This is a genomic window from Anabaena sp. FACHB-595, from assembly GCF_048568275.1.
Classification (GTDB): domain Bacteria; phylum Cyanobacteriota; class Cyanobacteriia; order Cyanobacteriales; family Nostocaceae; genus Trichormus.
In genome coordinates, this window is the sequence record NZ_CP183475.1 from 132,931 (window position 1) to 155,666 (window position 22,736).

A 22,736-nucleotide genomic window follows, 5' to 3' on the forward strand; every position below is an offset into this window, starting at 1 on the left:
ATTTCCTGATTTCATTTTCAAATATCCAGTTGGCTGGAGAGTCAACCCCTTGGGTTATTTATCTTTGGCTTGGGTAATAAAATTGCCCAGATAACTAGCTATTCACAAAGCAACTGTTGCACTTACTAGATAGTTTGACAGCCAAAAATGAAATCAGGATGAAATCAAAGGTTGGTGGTAGTCGTACAGATGTAAGAGTACATATCAACATGAAATCTGCATGAAATACCCATACCTCAGTAGTTAGAAATATTTATTACCTCATTGGTATGACGCGATCGCCTTCGCAAATCTTTAAGGTGAGTCTAAAGGCGTTATTGCCTTTGGTAAACCTAAAAAATTTCAAGAGGGTGAATACATGTCTATACAAGAACTCACTTTGAGTCAAGTGAACCAGCAGATGCAACAATGTATTCAAAACTGCTTAGACTGCCATAGCATTTGTTTAAATACCGTGACTTACTGCCTACAAAAGGGTGGTCATCATGCCAAACCTGCTCATATTCGATTAATGCTTGATTGCGCTGAAATTTGCAATACAAGTGCTAATTTCATGCTTCGAGCTTCTGACTTACATTCTCGTACATGCGGCGTTTGTGCTGAACTGTGTCAACGGTGTGCAGATGAGTGCGATGCTTACGGTGACGATGCTCAAATGAAAGCCTGCGCTCAGATGTGCCGTCGATGCGCGGATTCTTGCCGACAAATGGCAATGGCAACTGCATAAGTCATCGTAAAAGCTAGCTGGCTGCCGTGTAGTATTTGCCGCAAACTGTGCTTAAAAATGCGGCAGTCAGCAAAGATAACCTTAGCACTGCAAACAGTAACTTCAGACTGATGCTGCTGGTATTCATAGCAATTTTATCGCATATTCACCATCTAAATCTCTAAGTGTAAGCACTCACAAAGCTGCATCTAATATGTGCTTAAAAAAATTCTTCAGATGGCCTCTTGACTCTCCAGTGAACTGGAGCATTCAAGATGAAATCAGTTAGTTATTAGTTAACGCTATTTAGTAACTGGAGCAGTCAGATGGAGAATACCACACTCAAACTGCGTGGCATGAGTTGTGCCTCTTGTGCCAGCAGCATTGAAGACGCGATTAATTCTGTCCCTGGTGTTAATGAATGTATCGTGAATTTTGGAGCAGAACAGGCAACAATTGAGTATGACCCCAGAAGAACTGATTTAGAAGCCATTCAAGAGGCGGTAGATGCAGCAGGTTATTCTGCCTATCCACTCCAAAAACAAAACCTGATGGCGGGAGACGATGATGCAGAGAAAAGACATCGCTTAAGAGAATCCCGCGATTTAATGCGAAAGGTGGCGGTAGGAGGCATCATTAGCACTGTGTTAGTTATAGGTTCATTGCCTATGATGACAGGGTTGCACTTACCCTTTATCCCAGTATGGCTGCATAATCCTTGGGTACAGTTGATACTCACTACCCCAGTCCAGTTCTGGTGTGGTTACTCCTTCTACATTAATGGATGGAAAGCCTTAAAACGTCATGCTGCCACAATGGATACCCTAATCGCTTTGGGTACAAGTGCGGCGTATTTTTATTCGCTATTTCCCACTTTATTCCCCAGCTTTTTTATCAATCAGGGGTTAACGCCAGATGTATATTATGAAACTGCTGCGGTCGTTATTACCCTAATTCTGCTAGGAAGACTATTTGAAAATCGCGCTAAAGGACAAACTTCAGAAGCTATCCGTAAGCTGATTGGGTTACAAGCTAAAACAGCGCGTTTGATTCGCAATGGACGAGAAGTAGATGTGCCAATCGAAGAAGTACAGATTGGTGATGTGATACTGGTTCGTCCTGGTGAGAAAATTCCCGTTGATGGCGAAGTAGTTGACGGGACATCGACAATTGATGAAGGGATGGTAACAGGGGAAAGCGTGCCTGTCAAAAAGCAACCAGGCGATGAAGTGATTGGAGCTACTATTAACAAAACTGGGAGTTTTAAGTTTCGGGCAACACGAGTCGGAAGTGATACTGTGCTGGCGCAGATTGTCCAATTAGTACAGCAAGCACAGGGTTCTAAAGCCCCAATTCAGAGATTAGCAGACCAAGTAACTGGATGGTTTGTACCTGCGGTAATTGCGATCGCACTGCTCACTTTCATCATTTGGTTTAATTTTACAGGTAACGTGACTTTGGCACTGATTACCACTGTTGGGGTACTAATTATCGCCTGTCCTTGTGCGCTGGGTTTAGCCACACCGACATCTGTAATGGTAGGAACGGGTAAAGGTGCAGAAAATGGCATTTTGATTAAAGGTGCTGAAAGCTTGGAACTGGCGCACAAAATTCAAACAATCGTGCTGGACAAAACTGGAACCATCACTCAGGGTAAACCAACAGTCACCGATTTTGTCACCGTCAACGGTACTGCTAATGGTAACGAAATCAGGTTGGTGCAACTTGCGGCATCTGTAGAACGCAATTCCGAACATCCATTGGCAGAAGCGGTTGTCAGATACGCCCAATCTCAAGAAGTGACGTTAGCAGATGTCAAGGAGTTTGAAGCTGTAGCAGGTAGTGGTGTGCAAGGTATAGTTTCTGATTCTCTCGTGCAAATTGGAACGCAACGCTGGATGTCAGAATTAGGCATTGACACCCAAGCCTTGCAACAGGATAAAGAGCGTTTGGAATATCTGGGTAAAACTGCAATTTGGATTGCGGTTGACAGACAAATTCAGGGATTAATGGGGATTTCTGATGCCATCAAACCTACCTCCATACAAGCAATTAGTGCTTTGCAAAAACTGGGTTTAGAGGTGGTGATGCTCACAGGTGATAATCGCCGCACCGCCGAAACCATTGCCCGTGAAGTTGGTATCAAGCGTGTTTTGGCAGAAGTTCGGCCCGACCAAAAAGCCGCTACAGTGCAGAAACTACAATCAGAAGGAAAGATTGTAGCAATGGTTGGAGATGGTATCAATGATGCACCAGCACTAGCTCAAGCCGATGTCGGAATGGCAATTGGCACTGGTACAGATGTAGCGATCGCCGCGAGTGACATCACGCTTATCTCCGGTGACTTGCGAAGCATTGTCACAGCCATTCAACTCAGCCGCGCCACAATTCGTAACATTCGTCAAAACCTATTCTTCGCCTTCATCTACAACGTTGCTGGCATTCCGATTGCTGCGGGTATTTTGTTCCCCATCTTCGGTTGGTTACTTAACCCCATTATTGCAGGTGCAGCAATGGCATTTAGTTCGGTTTCAGTGGTTACGAATGCCCTACGTCTGCGTAAATTTCAAGCTAAACCAGTAGCATAAGGAGGTAGCAAATGTTGAGTAAAATAATTCTTAGCAGTATAGCAGGCTTGGGATTGGCATTCAGTGTTGCCTCAAATAAAGTAAAAGTAGTTGCACAGATGAATCATCAAATGCCAGCTACCGAGAGATCGCAGACAACTCAGTTCCGCCGCATTGAGCAACCACTGTGGGTAAAAGGTGCAGTTACAACAGTCGGCTTGGGGTTAATCGGACTAGAAATCTGGTGGTTTCTCCTCAGTAAACCAAAGTCTCAAAAAGCCGAAGCCCGTGATGGTATTCAAGAAGTTGGCATTACTGTAGATGGAGGCTATGAACCTAGTCGAATTCTAGTCAATGCAGGTCAAAGAGTCCGCCTTAATTTCCTACGTCGCGATCCTAGTAGTTGTCTTGAAGAAATACGCCTACCTGATTTCCATATTGCCAAAAACCTACCACTCAACGAAGTTACACCCATTGAGTTCACATCCGACAAACCAGGTACTTATACCTTCAACTGCGGTATGAATATGTTCCGAGGAGTTATAGAAGTTCAACCTACTGACTCGACTGCAAAAGCAACCTCAGTAACTACTTCTCAATCTACTCACCAGATTCAACCAGAGCTTTCTTTGCCTACAGAGTCAGCAACAAAAGCAGTGAAAACACCAGAAGGTACTCAAGAAGCGACTATTACGGTTGAAAAGGGTTACAAACCGGAACGAGTAATTGTAGAGGTGGGACAACCAGTGAGATTGGATTTCCAACGTCACAATCTGAGCAAGTGCTTTGATAAATTGCTAATACCAGACTTTGACTTAGCTGTTAACCTTGCTCCTAACCAAACCACTTCAGTGGAATTTACACCTAAGTATCCTGGTGAATATCAGTTCACTTGCGGTATGAAAATGTATCGTGGTGTTGTGGAAGTAAAGCCTGCCACATAATCCAGTAGCAAATAATTAGCAAGATGATCCTGTTCTCACTTGACTCTCCAGCTAACTGGAGAGTTTAAGATAAGGTAAATAAACTTATTTAACATGAGAGCAGCTAAATATGCTAGTCCAAGAAGAGCCAAAACTCATTGGTAATGTTGCCAAGTCTAGCGGTGTACCTATTAAAACTATTCGCTACTATGAAGAACTTGGTCTACTCAAATCATCAGCAAGAACAGAAGGCGGATTTAGATTATTTAACTCTGATGTTTTGGAGCGACTGCACTTTATTAAACGCGCTCAAAGCTTAGGATTAAGCTTGTCAGAAATTAAGGAATTTTTAAATGTTCATGATGGAGGGGAATTACCTTGTGAGCATATAAAAATTAAACTAGAAGATAAGATTAAAGCTATTGATGAACAAATTCATCAATTACTGATTTTGAGACAAGAATTATCAGGATTAGTTTCTGGTTGGGAAACCATACCTGAAAATCCTGAAAAAACAATTTGTCCTATTATTGAAAGAAATTAAACAATCAAGCTGTTCATTTATTTTTTTATCAGTATATCAACGCATTAAGCTAAGTTGATGTACTGATTTCTTATTGAGAGAAATCAATTGATAAAGAAATTAGTTATTTTTAATTTTACCTATTGACTCTCCCGTAAGCTGGAGAAATTAAACTAATTTTAGTCGAGTAGATTAAGCGTATATCTATTCAACGATTTTCAGAAAATTAGTTATCCTCAGTAAGAAATTTAACACTATGACGCTGCAACTAACAGTTCCCAAACTCGCTTGCTCTGCTTGCGCGAATACTATCACGAAAGCAATTCAATCAATTGATTCTACAGCCACAGTGCAAGCTGATCCAAAAACAAAACTTGTCAGTATAGAAACTCAAGCACCTGAGACTAAGATTAAAGAAGTAATAGCTGCTATAGGCTATCCATCTGTTTAGGTTTTTGAGTTTATTCTACTATCAGTAGTTAGCATTGGATGAACTGCTGATAGTCAAATATTCCTTTCAGAAAAGTCCTTCTGCTTTTAGAAGAGAGGTGACTTATATGAGTTTACTTTTTCTGATTCCACTGACGATTGGTTTAGCAGTTAGTTATTTGTTTAAAAATTCTACTGATGACATAGCAGAATTAACAAGTTTATCTACAGTTGCTTGCTTAATTGTCAGTTTAATATTAGCACCTTGGCAACTAAAAGTTGTGGTTCTAATGCTTGCCATATTAACTCCCCAGACGAATTGAGACTTTTGAATAACTTCAATCATTAAAAAATGGAGCAAAATCAATGAATAGATTTCTGAATACAATTGCTATCACTACTACTTTGATACTAATTCAAAGTTGCTCTTTATTAATTAGAGACAAAGGAAAACCAATATCTGCTGCCACAGATCAGCATGAAGAACATTCTATGGGTAATATAAATCACAGGGAACATTCAACAAGTGGCATAGGTGATGGGAAGAAAGCATTTACCCAGGCAAAACTTAAAGTCCCAAGCATTATTACCCCTAATAAAAATATTCCGATAGTAATTGGTGTTCAAGATTCGGATGGGAAAGCAGTCAAAAACTTTGATACTTTCCAAGAAAAGCTCATGCACCTCATCCTTGTCAGTGATGATCTTCAGTTTTTTAGTCATCTTCATCCCACATATAAAGAAAATGGGCAGTTTGAAGTTGCAGCCCGTTTTCCGAAAGCAGGCAATTACACATTTTTTAGTGACTACAAACCTGCTGGTCAAACAGAACAAATCTCAGTGTTGAAAACACAAGTTCCTGGAAACAGTATTGCAGCCCCAGAAATTAACCTAAATCGCAGTAAAACGTTCAATGATATTAAAGTCAATCTTGCTGTTTCTGAACCTACTGTGAAAGCGGGTAAAGAAGTCAGCTTAATGTTGAAATTACAAGATGCTTCTAATAATCAACCGCTTACAGACTTGCAGCCATACTTAGGAGAAAAAGGCCATTTAGTTATCCTGCGACAGTCAACCTCATTAACAGCAGCAGATTACATCCATGCTCACGCACTAAAAGATGCTCCTGCTGGACAAGTTCATTTTATGACTAACTTTCCGCAACCAGGAAAGTATAAGCTTTGGGGTCAGTTTAATCGCAATGGCAAAATCATCACTGCTGATTTTTGGATCGATGCTGTTTAATTTAGCTGATGTTTTATTAGTAAAACGAGAAATGCAAAACTGTTGTGTTTCTAACTTTATATGTACATAGTACCTTATGTGAATTTACCACCCATTTGGGTGGTAAATCTCTGCTTATTACTACTTCTAATTTAAGGGTTGACCTACACCAGCTGCTCGCAACTGTTCTAGATTTGGTTTACCAGTTAAGACAAGTCTTCCATTAATCGCAATCGCTGGTACTGCATTTACTCCATACTGCTGGGCTTTTTCTTGCTCTTGTCGCAGGTTATAAACTGATACTTCACAATCAGGACAAGTCAGTTCTTGCACCATTTGCACCGTCTCATCACAAAGAGGACAGTCAGCTGTAAAAATCTCAATTTGACGTTTTGTCATGATGTCTACCAAAAATTCTTTCTACTCATTCATTCTGATGCCTCTAGTTGGCTATAGAGTCAACCCCATAGGTAAATATTATTTTTCAAATAACCTTTATTAAAATTTATTGGATATATAATTCCCTAAAAGTTGCAAGCCTGCATTGCCAAGTTTTAAGCTAATATTTTTACCTACAATTATTGTAATTAAACATCAACAGGCTGCAATTCATCAAAAAAGCCCAATCTTTACAGTTTTCCCTGTCTGAAATTCAACAGGTGCTAGGCATTCGTTCCCAAGGCGACCCTGCTTGTCCCCTCGTTCGGGATTTACTCAAACAGAAAATTGCTCATCTTGAGGAGCAGATTTATCGCATGAAGCAACTGAAGGACGAGCTAGAAGCATATCAACAGCGTTGGGCAAACCGACCCTTGGATAATCCGTGTAATCAAGAGCTTTGTAGCTTGATTGAGGAAGTTGCTTGCTCTGATATGCACGTTCACAATTTACGAAGCTAGTAAATTGATTACTTGACTCTATACCCGAATAGAGACTTTAGAATGGCCTTAGTTTCCCAGAAACTACTAATTTAACAGAATAATGGAAAGTAAAAAAATGAACATTAGTACAGGCGTTAAGATAGTATTGAGCGGAGCTGTAGCTAGTTTTGCGTTGCTTACGTTAACCCCTACTGCTTCCTTTGCAAACACATCCAGGGAAGTTGTGACTCCTAATCAATCCGTCAGGGCTATAAACGAAGCAAAACTAATCCAAGTGCTGACGAGTCAAAGAACAACGCCAACAAATCGAATGCCACAGCAGCCAGAACAAACGGGATGTAAGTGTTGCCAAGCAATGATGAATCATAAGCCAGGAATGACGAACAACCAAGACAGCCCATCAAAATAGAGCTTGATAAATCCCTCGGCGAGACACACATTTGAATTTGAAATGTTAAAAAAACTAAAAGTTTTTAGAGAAGTCTCGCCGAAAAATACTGATAAACTAATTCCTAAAAGCGTACTTGGCAACAGCGTAAACGTTTATCAGCAAAATAATTAGAAGTCATTTAATTATACAGAACATCTCACTTGTAAAAGTGGGATTTTTTTACTAATGCTGACGCAGCTAAGAGTGAAAAACCTATCTAGGAGACAACTATGGCTGCTAATAAATCCACTAAACTCAAAGTTACTACAATCGATGATTCGACAATGGAGCAATTCAAAGTTGAATCATTTGATGTGCGTAAGTACAACGCCATTTTCTATTCAATTCGTGATCTTTACGGACGCGAATCACAACGGCAATTGGGATCTGATAATTTCGACTGGAAGGCTTTTAAGACTCAGTTTGAAATTTGTTTTGGTCGTCCTGAAGATTATCGTTACACCACAGAACAATTGTTGACTTTCGCAAAACACAAATTCAACATGAGTTTGGAAGACTTGTTAGCTTATAACCGTAAATCATGGGAACTCCGCAAAAGACGAGAACAACAATATGCAGAAATGGAGCAAATTAACTCTGTAATTCAACACTTTCCAGAAATTACCAATTCTCATGTTGATTGTTCCCAAATGCTAGACCAACAGCTATACTAAACTTTAAAAGAGTCAGTTAAAAAGTACTGTTTTATGCAGCACCTTATTCTAACTGATTCTTTTTTTTACTAAACTGATTTTTGTCTGAACCTATCAAACATTCTCGTTTACAGCAATAAAGGTACTAGGCCGCTCACAAGGAGTAAAGTTATACTTACGTTTGACTTCTTCACCTGTATTATTTGTATTACCTTCAACAGATTTAGTTAGCGGTACAACCTCAGAGCGTATGTAACCAGTCAACTTATCAAACTGAATAATCATGTGCTGGTGGAAAGCCCAAACATCCGCCATCCGATTGTCCATACCAGAAGATATTTCATCAGGTATAAAAATATTACCGTGCCAGGATACTTTAATCCCCTCTTTCTGGAAGTAAGCATCTATTTCTGGACGAATGTAATCCGCAGTTCCTCCGCAGAATACCAGTTCTTCAATGTCCTCATCCATCTTTGATCGCAACCACCTAGCGATCGCACGCCAATATTCGTCTCTAGCAAGCAATAAAGTCTTGGACATCGACTCGCCATCAAGTTGAATCTCATCGTCTTTGCGCTTGCGTGAAAGTTTCTGTATCACCAAGGGGTCACAACTAACTCCAGCTTCTACCAACACTTGGATAACATTGGGGTTATCAGAGCTTAGTCCCGATGTCTTGGAAATAAAATTACTCACTAACCAAGACATACCAAAATTGCTGGTTATTCCTGTGCCAATTGAACCACTCCGAAAAGTGAAAATACTTGCGTTACGATAACCAAGCATCACATACATCGAAACAGGTACACGATCGCCAAGCGTTCGCCTACGGTGGAAAAATATTCCGCTACCTTCAGAAGCTGCATCATAACGAAGCATTTTCACCCGCATCTTACCTGCTGGTGTATCAAACCCCCGAAACGTATCCTTCAACCGAACCTGTAACTGTTCCTTGTCTTGCACTTCACCCGGCGGCAGCAGGACACTCAAGTAAGCTGCAACATCATTACCCAGGTTCAACTTCTCCTTAGCCAGCCAAAATGCTCCGCAAATTTTGGGGATTGCCAATTCGTACTTTAGCTCCTTCAGTTGCGATATACCCCCAAACCGACGACGAGCAAGTTCTCCCAAGGCGAAATACTCATTGCCTATCCCTACCCAAGCACGAGATTCAGGACTACCTTCAGGTTGGACGCTTTCAACTGAGGCTTTAGCAACATCCGCTATTTCTGAGTCTAAAAGTAAAACAACTGGCTTTCCTTCTGGATACTCCTGAACGATAGCCTTGGTTTTACTTGCACCCATATCAATCGTAATTACTATCTTTTTTACGTCTATTTTCTCCTTAGTTTTGGGCATATCTTTATTTTTTATTAATTTTTACTATAGTTCCTAATTTAACCGAAATGGTAAATATACTGTGGTGAAAAACACTTTCTTTACAGGGGTTAACAGGTTTTTTACATACAAAGTGCGTAGAAAAAACCATTACAGTTATGTTCATCAGTAGTGCTACAACTTTCATACTCAACTCTATTGAGTAAGGAGTCCACAGCAAATTACCAATAAACAACCAAGTCCAAATCGTTGAGGGACTAACTGAAGTCCCTCCACAGCACTAATACAAATCAAAATTATATTTTCTAAGTAAACCAAAGTATCAAATATTTCTTTATAATCGTTGACACAAACACTTCCTAAATCATGGCTAAATTACCCCAATCACACCCCAATTATGTATCAAATAAAAGTTAAATTATTAAAACTAATTAGCCTTTTCTCTGTAATTAAAATAATGTGATTGTCATCATTAAACCCCGTATTACCTCAACTATCCCCACAATTACCTCATTAAGAAGTCTCGCAATTGAGCAGTGTTGTGTAATGACAAGGTATGTCAAATGGGGTCAATTATACCATTTGCTTTACAGTGAGATTTTTAATTGCAGCTTTTATAGATGAGATATATGAAGCGATTATTCTAAGCGATCGCATTCCAGGAGACATTGCCGACAGCAACAGACATGACAAGGATAGGAATTACACAAGTATCACAAGCAAAAGCAGAGAATATGCTTTTCTCTAACACCTAATACCCATTCCTCATAATCTCCTCATTCCAGACGAAATCCTGCATCAACTTCTATTTCTGCCTTGACAATTGGGTCATCCTCGTCATCATTAAAGAACCCATCATCTTCAGAATCTTCTTCCAAAATATTTGATCCGGCTGGTTCTGAGGTAACAGGTAACGAGACAGGACTTGGCTCAGTGGAATCAAAAAAAGAAACCGAAGGGGAAACCAAATTAGCTGAAACAGAAGTGATTCCCACTCCATTAGTTCCAGATGTTGGTTGTAACCCAATTGCACCCTGCGAAAAAACTCCACTATGAGGATTAACAAGAACTACTTGGGGCAACCCCTCCATCCCAAACGTCCGTTTCATCTTAATTATCTGGGCTTCAAGTTGCGCGATCGCATCATAGAGGGCTGAGTTCAATTCCATACCAGATACTCCGGCAGTCGATAGTGCAAACGGTAGGTAATACGCCCGCAGCGCCTCACATACTAGCTCAGTTTGCCCTCGCTTCTTCGACTGGAGATAGCTAATCACTATCCCATCTTCTGTATCCTTATTCCGCATGATTCGCGCCAACTCAACCGAATCAGTAGGCTTACTCGCTCTTGCCATAATATCTCTTCTATTAACGTGCAAACCAAACTTCTCAGTAAGCTATTTGTCAATACTCTTACCTTAACCATACGGTAGGATAACTCACCCCCGTATTTACTCCTAACTACCCCAATTCACACACTAATTACCCCAATCAATTGAAAATCAGGTCTAATTTTTGACAATGAAAATAGATTATTAACTGACAAATAAACTCAGAAGACTTGCATAATTGAGGTATTCTGAGGGCAAATTTACCCAATTATGTCAACATTATGTCGAAGGTTAATCAGCTTGGCACAAAACTCTACAGCCTGCTCTACATATGAATTTACCTCAGTTCAATTTCACAACAGGCAATTGCTGTCGCCATACAGTCCTGTAACTAAAACAAGGTATGTTCAATAGGGTCATTGTTATTCCTATTCTATTGTCAATAAACTAAATTAATTGAGAATATACTCAACACATCATTTAGTATGTAGTTATAAATACTAAGTTTGTTTTATATTTACTGTCCATAGTTAAATGAATTGACACAAATAACACTTTTTAATAATTATATTTACTTACATATTAACCCATGATAGTACATGGCATCCACTAGGCGATCGCAAGCTGACGACATAATCATACAATCTCTACAATCCAGAACTTGCAGCATTAACAGTAAAGTTTACGGCTTCAGTGCCAATGACAACAAGAACTATAAGATACTAAATTTGTATCCACATCACAAGTTACAGTACTCTCACTGACGGCATCTTACTTCAGTGTAATTTATACCAAAAATAGCAAAAGTATTATCCGCACTTGAAGCCGTACACGGCTGTCAGATTTCTCGCTATCCACCGATACCGCAGTACAGTCTCCAACTATGACATTTACGCCGAAACAATGAAACAAGGTATGATAAATGACCCCGTAAAGCGAACTAAATCAATCAAGGTATACCTCTTTGAGGAAGAAAAAACTACCATTGAGGAAAAAGCCAACGCTACAGGAGTCACTGCATCTGAGTACTTACGTTCCTGTGGGTTAAGACGGGTACTAACGACAAAACCGCCCACCGACTTGATAACTATCCGCGCTACTGCTGGAAACCTTAAAAGCGAACTGATGATGTTATCTCACTTAGCGAAGGAAACAAACAATCAGCAAATTTTGGATACTGTTAATAAGGCGATCGCACTCGTAGATCAGACTATCGCAGCTGCATTTAACCTAAACGTTCCAGACAAATCACCCTCAAGCCAAGAGACATAAGGCATTACAGGTTCTATAGCCCCCACTTTCAACTATCTCAATTTGATTCCCGTTATCTACAAAAAACCCAATTTTCTCGACACGCTCAAGTATGTCTTGGGGAAAGATGATGCTGCGATTGTCGATACTAATATGATGGGAACAAAGCCAGATGAATTCAACCAGCAATTTCTCACCATCAAGTACACCAACAAAGCAGTTAAACGGCAGTGCGCTCACCTCATCATCTCAATAGCACATCGCCCGAACTACCACGAGCATTTATCTGATAGTCAGTACAGTTATGTAGCAAGAGAATATCTCAAGGATATGGGATACTTGCCCAAGGAAGAATCATCTGTAGCAGCTACCAGTCAGTTCGTTGCAGTACGCCACCACGATCGCAACCACGAACACCTGCATATAATCGTCGCCCGGATTCGGTTAGATGGCAGCTTAGTTAATGATTCCTATGATTATTTCAACTCCCAAGTCTCAACTAGACGCATCGCGGCGGAACTGGGATTAGAAGTAACTCCGACAACAAATGAAGCTGTCGCTTCTAAGTTAGAGCAAGAGTACGGAATAATTACACTCACCAGCCCCAACCGATCAAAAAGCATTAGAGCAGTCAACAGTAAGCACAAAACCCCAACAAGTAAGGAAATTATTCGCCAAGCAATAGGAGAAGCCATTAAGGACAGTCCCACCGTCTCTACGTTTATTCAACGCCTGGAGGAAAATAACATTGGAGTATTGCCTAAGATGCAGGGGGAAGAACTACTAGGCTTTACCTACATTCATAATGATGTCAAAATTGCTGGTTATCAAGTATACAAACCTTATAGCTGGAACAAACTGCGGTCTGAATATGGAATCACGTACGACCCATATAAAGATAAAGAAGTAATTCAACAAGCTAAAGCCAAAGCAATTGCTCGCATAAATAGCATAATTTTAAGTAATAATGATTACTTATATAGTGATAAACCTACTAATAGCAGTACAAGTGATAGTAATAGTGATACTGATAGTAACTCTAAAAAACTTGTTACTACATATACACTAAATAGTAATTATCTCAGTGAGATTTCGATAATACAACCAAAATCAGAAGATAACCTCACTTCGGAAGCAAATAAGACCAAGAAAAAAGTTCAGCCGCATCCAAAGAAACAGCACCCACAACAGGATATTTCAGAAGAAAACGGTCTTACTGCTAAACAATTCCTGGAAGAGCAATCTTCCCCTGTTCCTCCTTCTCTTAACCTTCTGCCTTCTACTCTCAAACATTTGCCTTCTATAATCACTGACTATATGCTTGTTACCAATAACTTCCGTATCAAAGGACGGGAGTTGAGTGCCAGTTTACATAGCAATACTCTGAGTGTTTACCGTCATGGAGATAATACTCCTGTGATGCAAACCTGCTACAGTCAGAGAACCTGGTACGAAGAGATACCAACTCGACTAACAACAAACGAAATTGAGCAGATTGAAAGTTTGCGTTTCTTTACGCAACAAGTATTAATGAATAAACAGCGATCGCAAAGAGGTATTGAGCAGTAGTAAATTTGCTAGTAGAGAGAATTTAATCTACTGAGAATTCCTATTGTTGATATATGAAATACGAAGTGTTCAAATTTGAATACTTCGTATAAAGCATTAATACATCTAGGTTATAGCTAGAACAGAGGGCGACCCTAAAATTTTGGCTTAAGCTGTAAGTATTTGTTAGATGGCATTCATTTTTGACAGTTGGTCATGGGGCGATCGCCAATGCACAAAAATCGCGATCCGTCTCGACTAGGCGCGCTTGAGTGAAACCAGCAGTCGTAAGTATCTGAGTCAATCCAGTACTTGATTGCCCTGAATAAGAAGTAAAACCAAGTGCTATTTGACCACCAACCTTCATAACTCGCCGCACTTCCCGCAGCCCAACTAAGGCATCTGGCCAGACTTGCATAGAGTTAACCGCCAGCACTTTATCGAATTTGTTGTCTTCAAAGGGCAAACTTTCCACCGAACCTTGCCGTAAATCAACCAGACCCATCTCAATCTCTGCCATGTTTCTAGCTGTAGCTTGCTCAACCATTTCTTGAGAGTAATCGATGCCTGCGATATATCCTGCTGATGCTAAAGAGGATAAACGCTGAATACCCACTCCTGAGCCGAATCCAACTTCCAACACTTGGTCATTTGGCTGAATATCGAGTAGGTCGATCACCGAATAGGTAAACGCTTGGTTCATGGATGCCATAATCATGCCACCCAACCTACCTAGCATACCCTTCGGGCGACCAAACATCTGCATGAATATACTGTCTACAATGCTCATCAGTGTTAATCGCCTCCCTACTGTGATGCCTCTATGCTATCTAGTATTGAGTTTTTAACACATTGTCATTCTGCTTAAAACTACAAACACAACCATAATCACAAACATTACAAAAGTTACTACGGATTTATAACTAAGTAAAAAGGAGCCAATAAGTTTGTATATTTTTTGTCATACTTAAACTTTGAGATCACGCTGAATAAGTATTTATCAATAAAAAGCTAAGTAAAATTTTTATAAAATTGTATTTTAAAATACCCATAAATTGCTAGTCTAAATTAGAAATATGTTGAATAGATTACTGATAAAGAGACAGTAAAATTAAACTCTACGGATACTTTAGTGCCAAAAAGTGAAAATTTATCTTTAATTTTATAAGTTTAATTGTTCATATATGACAATTCAAGCTAAACATTTTGACACTAGATTAAATCAATGGATTCATACAGATGGTAATACAAATAATCCAGATTCGCTGTTAAAAGAAGAACTTAATAATACTCTACTAGAACATTTCTTTCCTGGGGTAAACTTTTCGTTCGGGCATATGGACGAAAAGTCTACTGTGGAACAATTAATTAATCATCCTGAAGGTCATAAATTATTATTATCGTCAAAAACTCGGTTGTTATATGGCCCCGAAGAATGTCTAGATACAATTAGGCAATTATGCCCTGATAACAAAGATAGAGGTGCTTACGGGTCTATCTTTCTTGGTTCATGTAGAAATGCTGTCAATAAAGAGTTAAACATCCTAATAGTTGATGATCATAATGGTGAAAATGGCGGCGTTATTAGTAACGACCAGGCGTATCGGCTAACAGGAGACTGTTACGGACAAATATCAAAAGACTTGTATCACGAATTAACCAAGCATCAAAAAGGTGATAAATATCGAGTAATTCAGCACCGCTTCGGTTGGACTGAACGAGACGGAGATGATAATAAATACCGTTTTGGTAAAGGTACATTACGCCCTGCTAACCTTGAGCAAATCCTCAATTATCAAAACTCGAATAACTCAACTAAAATTGACCTAATTCTTCCCTTATCTGCGTTCAAGGGAACTGATAAAGATAATCCTAATAGCCCGACTAAGCCTCAAATTAAACCTGGATTGTACCGACAAAATATCTGGCTAGGTGAAAAATCACAATCTGAACTCGGCAAGACAGCTATCTCACAGTTACTCGCTTCATTCCCTAACGGACTGAAAGACTTTACTGAACAGCTAGAACTTGAGGCCAAAAAGCTTAAGGAAGCACAGGACGACCCTCGGCAACTTGCACAACTTTACTGCGAAAAGTACGAGAAGCGGAAAGCTTTTTTAGAAGAACAAGCAACCACACTAGAAGAACAAGCAGCAGAAGATCCAACAGTAGCAGAAGAGTTAGAAACTTTGCGATCGCGCATTGCTACTGACTCGTTTATTTACAAACTCATCAAAGCTGACCTGCAAGGAGAAGGGCAACTTCTCGAAACTGAGAAAGTACAGCGCGAACTTGCCCGGTTCGTCCAAAACGAGTGGAAAGAAATCGCCATCGGCAAGACGTTAACGTTTGAGCGAGCAATGGTCATTCCCTCCAAAGACCTGCAAAATGGGGAAATTTCCATACCGCATTATCAAGACGGAGAAGAAGTTCTCAACTTCCGCTCCCCTTTCCTCAACTCAAATGGTCTGTGCGTCTCAACTAACAAAATTGTAGAAGATATCCTTGGTCCTGATGGCCAACCTCTCGCTGGTGCGATCGCTGTATCGGACGAAACAAGCGATCGCATTTACAACCGCCTCAATGAGCAAATTAAATCTATCCTGCCAGAAGCTCAAGGAAAAAATCTTCAATTAGAAGGTATTGAAAATTACTTAGACCAAAATATTAGTAAGCTCGAAACTAGAGATAAAATCGAGTTTACTAACAAATTTAACCAGTATATTTTAGAACTAAAATCAGTTGGTTATAAATTAGAGATTCTCCCTCAAGAGTCCGAACAAGAGCGTCAAGCACGCGACTACGATGGTGATTGTATCGGCTTCGAGCGGGCAACCAAGTATCCTAACCTCACCACCGAAGCAAAGGAGCGTAACCTTCCTGAAAACGCCTACGCTCCAACTGTCAAACTTAAAAAACAATCTTTTTACCAAGAAGATGGCAGTCAGCCAGAATTTGAGGAAATCGCCATCCACATGAGCGATGGCATTAGTGTGGGTGTTATCAACAATCACCTTACCGCAATTGAGGCGTTAGAGTCAGAAATTACGATTCTAAAAAATTTTGTTAGCGAGAAAGACTCAATTGAGTACGTACAGCAGGTAGCCAAACATTACGAAGATTTATTCAAAACAGAAGTCTGGGCAAAATCCAAGGGTATTGAAGGGAAGGAGATTCCAAGCAAGTATCGCAGTTACATGGAAGAGTTCATCAAAACCGTTCGACAAGAACCCACCAATACACTAGTAGCGATGAATATTAATACCCAAATGTACCGTGAAATGATTGCCGAAGCAGCATTTCAAAATCAAATTGCAGTTGACCTTTTCAAGAGTGCCAAAAAACCTGAAATTGAAATTATTCGCAACAACAGTCGGATTCTTCACCGTGAAGTCAACTATATTAAGGATAAGAAGAAAGATGTCTATATTGACAATACAATTCAACCGACAGGATATTCTCCTGTTGAATTACTAATTGCTCAAACCAATCAGTATTTTGAAAAAGCTCGCCTCGAATCGCGTGAAATCGTTCAATTTCAAGCTTTATTTGAAGAGGTTGAATTTTCTAACGAACAGCGATTAAAAGCTACCCTCATCAAAAAAGAATTCGACAAATCATTCAACCGAGCAAGTGAGCTATCTAAACAAAAAGAAACTGAAAAAGGGCCATCTGTAAAAATTACCCTTGCTAATGGTAATCAAGTAAGTATAACTAATCTTCTACAGTATGATAATGAATTTATCTGGAAAGCTAATACAATTACGATAAAACTATCAGAAATATCCGAAGATAAGCGCAATAATAACCGTCCGCATAAATATTTAGTTTATGCTCAAATTAACGATGAAACTGAGAATGGTAAACCCAAGTTTAGAAAATTAGGGACACTGGCGAGGGAGCAAGAAAATAAACTCGAAGAGATAGTAATTACACTTGGGGAGGAAGTAAAATCTAACAAAATATCATTCCAACCTGAACTAAGCGAAGGTCAAATTAAACTTCTTTACCAAAAAGCTTACCAGATAGCAGAGGAATTTTATAATTCGCTCCCAGAAGACCAAAAGCTAACAATGGCAGCTGCCACCTGGACGGTATCCACTACTCGTGAGAGTAATAATGATAAAAGTAGCGATCGCCAAAATAAAGTTTCTAATTTCGCCTTTGCTGCCTTTCCTCAAGAGATTATCAGTCAGTTAGATACACTCAAGTTTACCGAGTTTAGTATCACTGGGTTTGACCGGAATAGTGAGTTTTTTAATGAAAATCAACCTCAGAGTATTCGATTTAATCTAGCTGAAGATGGAAAAAGCGTAATTGAAATCCAGAATCAAGAGGGTAATTACGAATCATTCGGAAATATTGAACAAAGTAACGCCCGGCTACCAATTGGTACTATTGCTATTGGCAGTATTGAAAAAGGTGAAGTATACACCACCTCTGTTACAACCAAAGTACCTGGACTACCAGAACTAACTTTCAAAGTAGGCGAAGTTAATAAGTTTGGAAATTCCCAAAGGTTTAATAATGAACCTGTAATGTTAACAATCGAAAAGGTTGACCTGATTCGGGAAGACTATACTATCTATCTTCAAAATGGCAATAAACCTGAAAAACTAGGCAATATTGATAAAGAATCAATCAAAGAAGGTATTACCCAAGGCTGGCTAGCAGAAAAGCCTGGGAATGGGCAACAGTTACATCTTAAAATTCAAACTATCATCACTGGACAAAATGCCTATGCTATAGCAGAGACATCTCAGAGCAATCTGTTACGAATTAATATTACGAATCCAAAATACAAGAAACAGGAGATTAACAACCAAGCATTTCAAGAAACTTTAGTTCGTGCATTTGATAAAAAGCACATTTATATTGCTAAAATTGGCGACCAATCACTCGGTATTATTGGTCAGCATAATGAACGTCTTGAAGCTGATTTAAATAAAGGAAATATACAAAAACAGTGGCAAAGGAAAGAAACTAGCACTGTACAAAAATTAATTGATGCAGGTATTATTCGCCCAAACCAACAACGAACCACTATCCCTGTACAGATTACCAGTAATGAAAGTACTTGTAAAATAATAATTGATCCAGAAACAGTACAATATCCCGACAAATGGGTTAAACGCAGTCAGCTTATAAGTAATGAAAAGCCTGTCAGAGACGAGCAGCAAGAAAAACGCAACCAAATACTCGATAAAATTAACGAACGCCCTACAATCATGTTCCAAGATAAAGAGCAAAAATTAGTAGGGCTTTTAGGATTAGCAGTTGATGAAAATATAGCCGAAAAAACCAAAAAGTATCTCGAAAAAGTAGGAGTATCATACGAACAGCTTCCTAGATCACAAGCTCGGTTAGAAGCCAAAAAAGGAATGACTGTATTCGTACTTGATGAAAGTACCATCAGTGACGAATTAAGACAAACCTTTATTAACCGTGCTGGTGGTCATATCAAAAGTGCAGATACACCCTCACAAACCACTCCAATCATTCCCCAACAAACTGTATATTTTTATAATCCAAATCAACAATATACTTCCCCCAATGCATCGCTCTTAGAAACTAAAGAAGCTTTTGGATTAGTAGTTCCCGCACAAAACGCGGTCGCTGTAGCCACTTGGTTAGAATCGAAATCTACTGAAAACGACTATTTTATTGAGAGTAACACAGCTACATTTATTTTCAATAAAAATGATATTAGTGAGGAAATTAATGAAGAATTAAATACTTTGCTTGGAGATGCTATTAATATCGCTGAAGTTGAGGGTTTTGACCGCTACGAACAGCTTAGTGCAGAGTTAAATGAAAAAGTCGCAACTGAAGGTAGTCTTTTAAAATTCAACCAAATTCCAGAAAATAGTGAGTACCAAAAAGCTCTAAAAGCACTTCCTAACCGTCCAAGAGAACTCAATCAAGAAGATTCTCCAGTACCAATTATTCCTGCTAAAGCTTTACCAGAAAAGAATATAACTAATATTCAATTAAATACTAACGCCACAGTTGCAGGAATTTCACAAATCTATCAAAACGCGGTTGAGATACAAGTAGTAAAGAATACAAAATCAGAAGCTAAGAATCAACCAATATTACTACCCAACTCGCGTCAAGCCGATCCAACTAAAGCTATTGAAATCTTGGGTAAGGTAAACGAAAAAAAAGTAGACCAATTGCGATCGCATCTTGAAACCCACCTCAAACCTATACTTGAAAATGACAAATCTAACTATGCACCACTGAGACAAGTCGCCTGGGTCGGTGCAAAATGGGATTTGAAGGAGAAAGACTTCAAGCCAGGGATACAGGACGACAGGTTGATGGAACTTGTCAAACAAGTATATCCTGACGCTGATATTGTGCTGGTAACTTATTCCGAGAACCCCGGTGCTGGCATCAACTACCACCGCGATGACTCCTACGCCGCGACGGAAGCCCGCAGCATTAATATCAGAAATTCTGACTGGGGCTATCGTGCTGCTAAGGAACGAATGGCATGGACTAGGGAAGAGAATCAGGACGCACCATACCAAGAGTTTAAACTTGAGTCGGGTACAGTAACCCGCTTTAACTGCAAAAACGAACACGCTGCACTGAATACTGAGGCTGGCAGATGGTCTATCAACATCTGGTCAATTAAAAATGATCTGGGCAGAGAAAACAGCGTTCGCCAGAAATTTGAAAACTTCCTCACCTCAAACCAACCTCCGCGTGCGGTAGTCCAAAGCAACAACGACCTTACCATCAAAGCTAACGAGTGGACACCAGGGGGAGAAATTAAAGTAGAGCGCAGTTATACCAGCCTCAGAGAAGTCACCCAAAACATACCCTCACACCCTTCAAACCAACCAACTGTCGAAGAAATTATCGCCATTGCCAATTCCACTGCGGCACGCGCTGCTAATCCTCAGATTCCAGACAACCCGACTATATCTGGCAAACCAGTACCAATGGTTTATACGCTGCATCTGCACGGCGAAGCTGCCACAGTACCAGTTAACACAACCATCGATGCTATGCGCGGACACGGTAGAATACACACTACCAGAGGTGTAGACTACCAAAAAACTTATGGTATCAATGAGGGAGATATTGCGATCGCCCAAGGTAAAAACGGCGAGCAAGTTGCTTTTCGGGTAGGTAAGCAATACAAAATTACCACCCAAATGATTCAAGACCCAAGTTACCAGCAAGCCTGGGCGAGATGGGAGAAGCATTCCACAAAAGAACTTACCCAAACTCAAGCGAGTAAGAGTCAGGTATATGGCTTATTCATGGAGCCACTAGGAGATTATGTCAATGGCAAAATTGTTCCGTTCCCAACTAACCAAAAACAACCTGCAACTCCAGTAAATATCAGCCCCGACTCTAAAGATGGGCTGGGAGTAGCACTCAGCCTTGCCACTGCTCTCGCCAAAGAACAAGGCAAGCTGCAAAACGATTACCAAGTTTCAGTCAAAAATAATCCAGAAGCTCCTGCTGGACAGTATGGAATAGAAACCCATGTCCAAAAACCTCAAGGGGTAGCATACGCATCCGCCGAACACGCATTTAATCACCAAAAGCAGTTGCATCCATCAGTTGATGAATACCAGCTAATGGTAGAAGTGCTTCAGGCTAAACTCGAACAACACCCCCGGCTGACTGAGGCGATCGCCAAACGCGGGGGAGTCAATTGGCTAGAGAACTGTACGAGCATAAGTAATGCCCAAGATAAAAAGTGGGAGGGTGAGGGTAAAGAATCCGCATTTATTCAAGCCTTTAGCGAAGCGTATATGTATGTAGTTGCAAAATCACAACAAACTACAGTACAAACCCAGCACAACAAGTCCCAACAGACTGCTCTGCGGCCCACAAATCCACTGTCCCAACTCGAACCTATAAACGCCGCCGTCGCTGAACACATGAAAAAAGACATTGCGATGGCCCAAATAGCTACCCAGTTTATCGGTAAATCAGCTGCACCCCTCGGTACACCTTCAAGCACACGAAATTACGAGCAAGCATGGGGAGAGCGCGCCAACACAGGAAATTACTCAAAAGAAGACATCATTATGGTGTCCGGATCTGGCCCGTGGCGCGGAGTAACAAGCGAGGAAATTGCCCAAACATTTGAAAATCACTATAAACCCTTACTTAATAAGGCAATAGCAGCGAAAAGCTCTTTTATAGTTGGAAACGCACAAGGAACTGACCAATTAGTTCACAATTATCTTCAAGAAAAAGGGTACAGAGTAGAACAAACTTCCCAAGGATACGCAGTATTTAATCCTGTAGAAAACACCAAAGTTAGTAGCGATATTATTTCTACTAATACACAAGTATCAGATAACTCATTAATTTCTAAAAACAAGAGCATTTTTTCATCACAACAAAGCCAAGAACCAAATATTGACCAAGCACTCGCATCATCTGCTCAACCCAATATGCAGCACGTTGGAGCAATGGATAGCATTATCGAGCGGATGAAAGCTAATACAGTGCAAAATCTCCAAGACTGGTATATGGCAGCTGAAAAACTCGGTAAATCAGACACATATCTCAATAGAATTCAAGAGATAACTAATTTATACATTCAAGAAAATATTAGTCTTGAGAATGCTTTTAAGGCAATGGAACAAGACATTAAAGAATTAGAAAAAGTTAATGAGATGACCAGTTTTGCTCAACGTGTAGTTAAGACAATTGGACAAGAGGATATTAATGGCATTATGTCAGTCCAAACAGAAAAATATCAGATTGCTACTCAAACTCAAACCCAAACTTATTTAGTTAAAGATAAAAAGGATAATATCTTGTTATATGTCAAACAAGGAAAAACTCAAGTAAGTAACATTAGTGATGAAACATTACAAGATTTTCAATTTATGAGCGATCGCATCAATAATGCACTCAAAGATGTCAAAAAAGATTTAGTAGAAAGGTAATT

General features: G+C 39.8%; 16 protein-coding genes and 1 pseudogene. 13 read left to right on the plus strand and 4 right to left on the minus strand.

The window, feature by feature from the left end:
* Nucleotides 1-358: 358 nt before the first annotated feature.
* The 7 genes from ACN222_RS29465 (at nt 359) to ACN222_RS29495 (ending at nt 6,393) form a co-directional block, all read left to right on the plus strand.
* The gene (locus tag ACN222_RS29465; RefSeq protein WP_010993962.1) at nt 359-727 is read left to right on the plus strand and encodes a four-helix bundle copper-binding protein; all 369 of its coding nucleotides are present in this window, start codon (nt 359-361) and stop codon (nt 725-727) included.
* Nucleotides 728-1,032: 305 nt separating this feature from the next.
* Nucleotides 1,033-3,294, plus strand: coding sequence for a heavy metal translocating P-type ATPase (locus ACN222_RS29470; RefSeq protein ID WP_010993963.1), 2,262 nt, complete (start codon nt 1,033-1,035; stop codon nt 3,292-3,294).
* Nucleotides 3,295-3,305: 11 nt separating this feature from the next.
* Nucleotides 3,306-4,217: a cupredoxin domain-containing protein gene (locus ACN222_RS29475; RefSeq protein WP_010993964.1), complete on the plus strand. Its 912-nt coding sequence runs from the start codon at nt 3,306-3,308 to the stop codon at nt 4,215-4,217.
* 109 nt (nt 4,218-4,326) lie between these two features.
* On the plus strand, nt 4,327-4,740 hold the full coding sequence (locus ACN222_RS29480; protein ID WP_010993965.1) for a heavy metal-responsive transcriptional regulator: 414 nt from the start codon (nt 4,327-4,329) through the stop codon (nt 4,738-4,740).
* 235 nt (nt 4,741-4,975) lie between these two features.
* Nucleotides 4,976-5,170 (plus strand): heavy-metal-associated domain-containing protein, encoded by a 195-nt coding sequence (locus ACN222_RS29485; protein ID WP_010993966.1) that lies wholly within the window; start codon nt 4,976-4,978, stop codon nt 5,168-5,170.
* Nucleotides 5,171-5,276: 106 nt separating this feature from the next.
* Nucleotides 5,277-5,471 carry a hypothetical protein gene (locus ACN222_RS29490; protein ID WP_010993967.1) on the plus strand — a complete coding sequence of 65 codons (195 nt, stop codon included), beginning with the start codon at nt 5,277-5,279 and terminating at the stop codon, nt 5,469-5,471.
* 43 nt (nt 5,472-5,514) lie between these two features.
* Nucleotides 5,515-6,393: a hypothetical protein gene (locus ACN222_RS29495; RefSeq protein ID WP_010993968.1), complete on the plus strand. Its 879-nt coding sequence runs from the start codon at nt 5,515-5,517 to the stop codon at nt 6,391-6,393.
* A gap of 126 nt (nt 6,394-6,519) precedes the next feature.
* On the opposite strand, the gene ACN222_RS29500 is transcribed toward ACN222_RS29495, so the two are convergent.
* The gene (locus ACN222_RS29500; RefSeq protein WP_010993969.1) at nt 6,520-6,771 is read right to left on the minus strand and encodes a thioredoxin family protein; all 252 of its coding nucleotides are present in this window, start codon (nt 6,769-6,771) and stop codon (nt 6,520-6,522) included.
* Between the two features lie 194 nt (nt 6,772-6,965).
* On the opposite strand from ACN222_RS29500, the pseudogene ACN222_RS29505 reads away from it, so the two are divergent.
* From ACN222_RS29505 to ACN222_RS29515, 3 genes and pseudogenes are all read left to right on the plus strand, one after another.
* A pseudogene (locus ACN222_RS29505) lies at nt 6,966-7,271 on the plus strand (MerR family DNA-binding protein); the annotation flags it as partial.
* Nucleotides 7,272-7,476: 205 nt separating this feature from the next.
* Entirely contained in the window at nt 7,477-7,662 is a 186-nt protein-coding gene (locus tag ACN222_RS29510; protein ID WP_217651766.1) for a hypothetical protein, read from the plus strand.
* 251 nt (nt 7,663-7,913) lie between these two features.
* Nucleotides 7,914-8,357, plus strand: a complete 444-nt coding sequence (locus ACN222_RS29515; protein ID WP_010993971.1) for a hypothetical protein — start codon at nt 7,914-7,916, stop codon at nt 8,355-8,357.
* A 93-nt stretch (nt 8,358-8,450) separates the two neighbouring features.
* On the opposite strand, the gene ACN222_RS29520 is transcribed toward ACN222_RS29515, so the two are convergent.
* Both ACN222_RS29520 and ACN222_RS29525 read right to left on the minus strand, forming a co-directional pair.
* Nucleotides 8,451-9,695, minus strand: coding sequence for a ParM/StbA family protein (locus ACN222_RS29520; RefSeq protein WP_010993972.1), 1,245 nt, complete (start codon nt 9,693-9,695; stop codon nt 8,451-8,453).
* Between the two features lie 755 nt (nt 9,696-10,450).
* Entirely contained in the window at nt 10,451-11,029 is a 579-nt protein-coding gene (locus ACN222_RS29525; RefSeq protein ID WP_010993973.1) for a hypothetical protein, read from the minus strand.
* Nucleotides 11,030-11,908: 879 nt separating this feature from the next.
* Between ACN222_RS29525 and ACN222_RS29530 the strand changes: the two genes are divergently transcribed.
* Both ACN222_RS29530 and ACN222_RS29535 read left to right on the plus strand, forming a co-directional pair.
* On the plus strand, nt 11,909-12,277 hold the full coding sequence (locus tag ACN222_RS29530) for a plasmid mobilization protein (RefSeq protein WP_010993974.1): 369 nt from the start codon (nt 11,909-11,911) through the stop codon (nt 12,275-12,277).
* A 42-nt stretch (nt 12,278-12,319) separates the two neighbouring features.
* Nucleotides 12,320-13,825 carry a relaxase/mobilization nuclease domain-containing protein gene (locus ACN222_RS29535; protein ID WP_231865445.1) on the plus strand — a complete coding sequence of 502 codons (1,506 nt, stop codon included), beginning with the start codon at nt 12,320-12,322 and terminating at the stop codon, nt 13,823-13,825.
* A gap of 193 nt (nt 13,826-14,018) precedes the next feature.
* Here ACN222_RS29535 and ACN222_RS29540 read toward each other — a convergent pair whose 3' ends face one another.
* Nucleotides 14,019-14,594 carry a class I SAM-dependent methyltransferase gene (locus tag ACN222_RS29540; protein ID WP_010993976.1) on the minus strand — a complete coding sequence of 192 codons (576 nt, stop codon included), beginning with the start codon at nt 14,592-14,594 and terminating at the stop codon, nt 14,019-14,021.
* A gap of 394 nt (nt 14,595-14,988) precedes the next feature.
* Between ACN222_RS29540 and ACN222_RS29545 the strand changes: the two genes are divergently transcribed.
* On the plus strand, nt 14,989-22,734 hold the full coding sequence (locus ACN222_RS29545) for a hypothetical protein (RefSeq protein WP_010993977.1): 7,746 nt from the start codon (nt 14,989-14,991) through the stop codon (nt 22,732-22,734).
* The last annotated feature ends 2 nt before the right edge of the window (nt 22,735-22,736 follow it).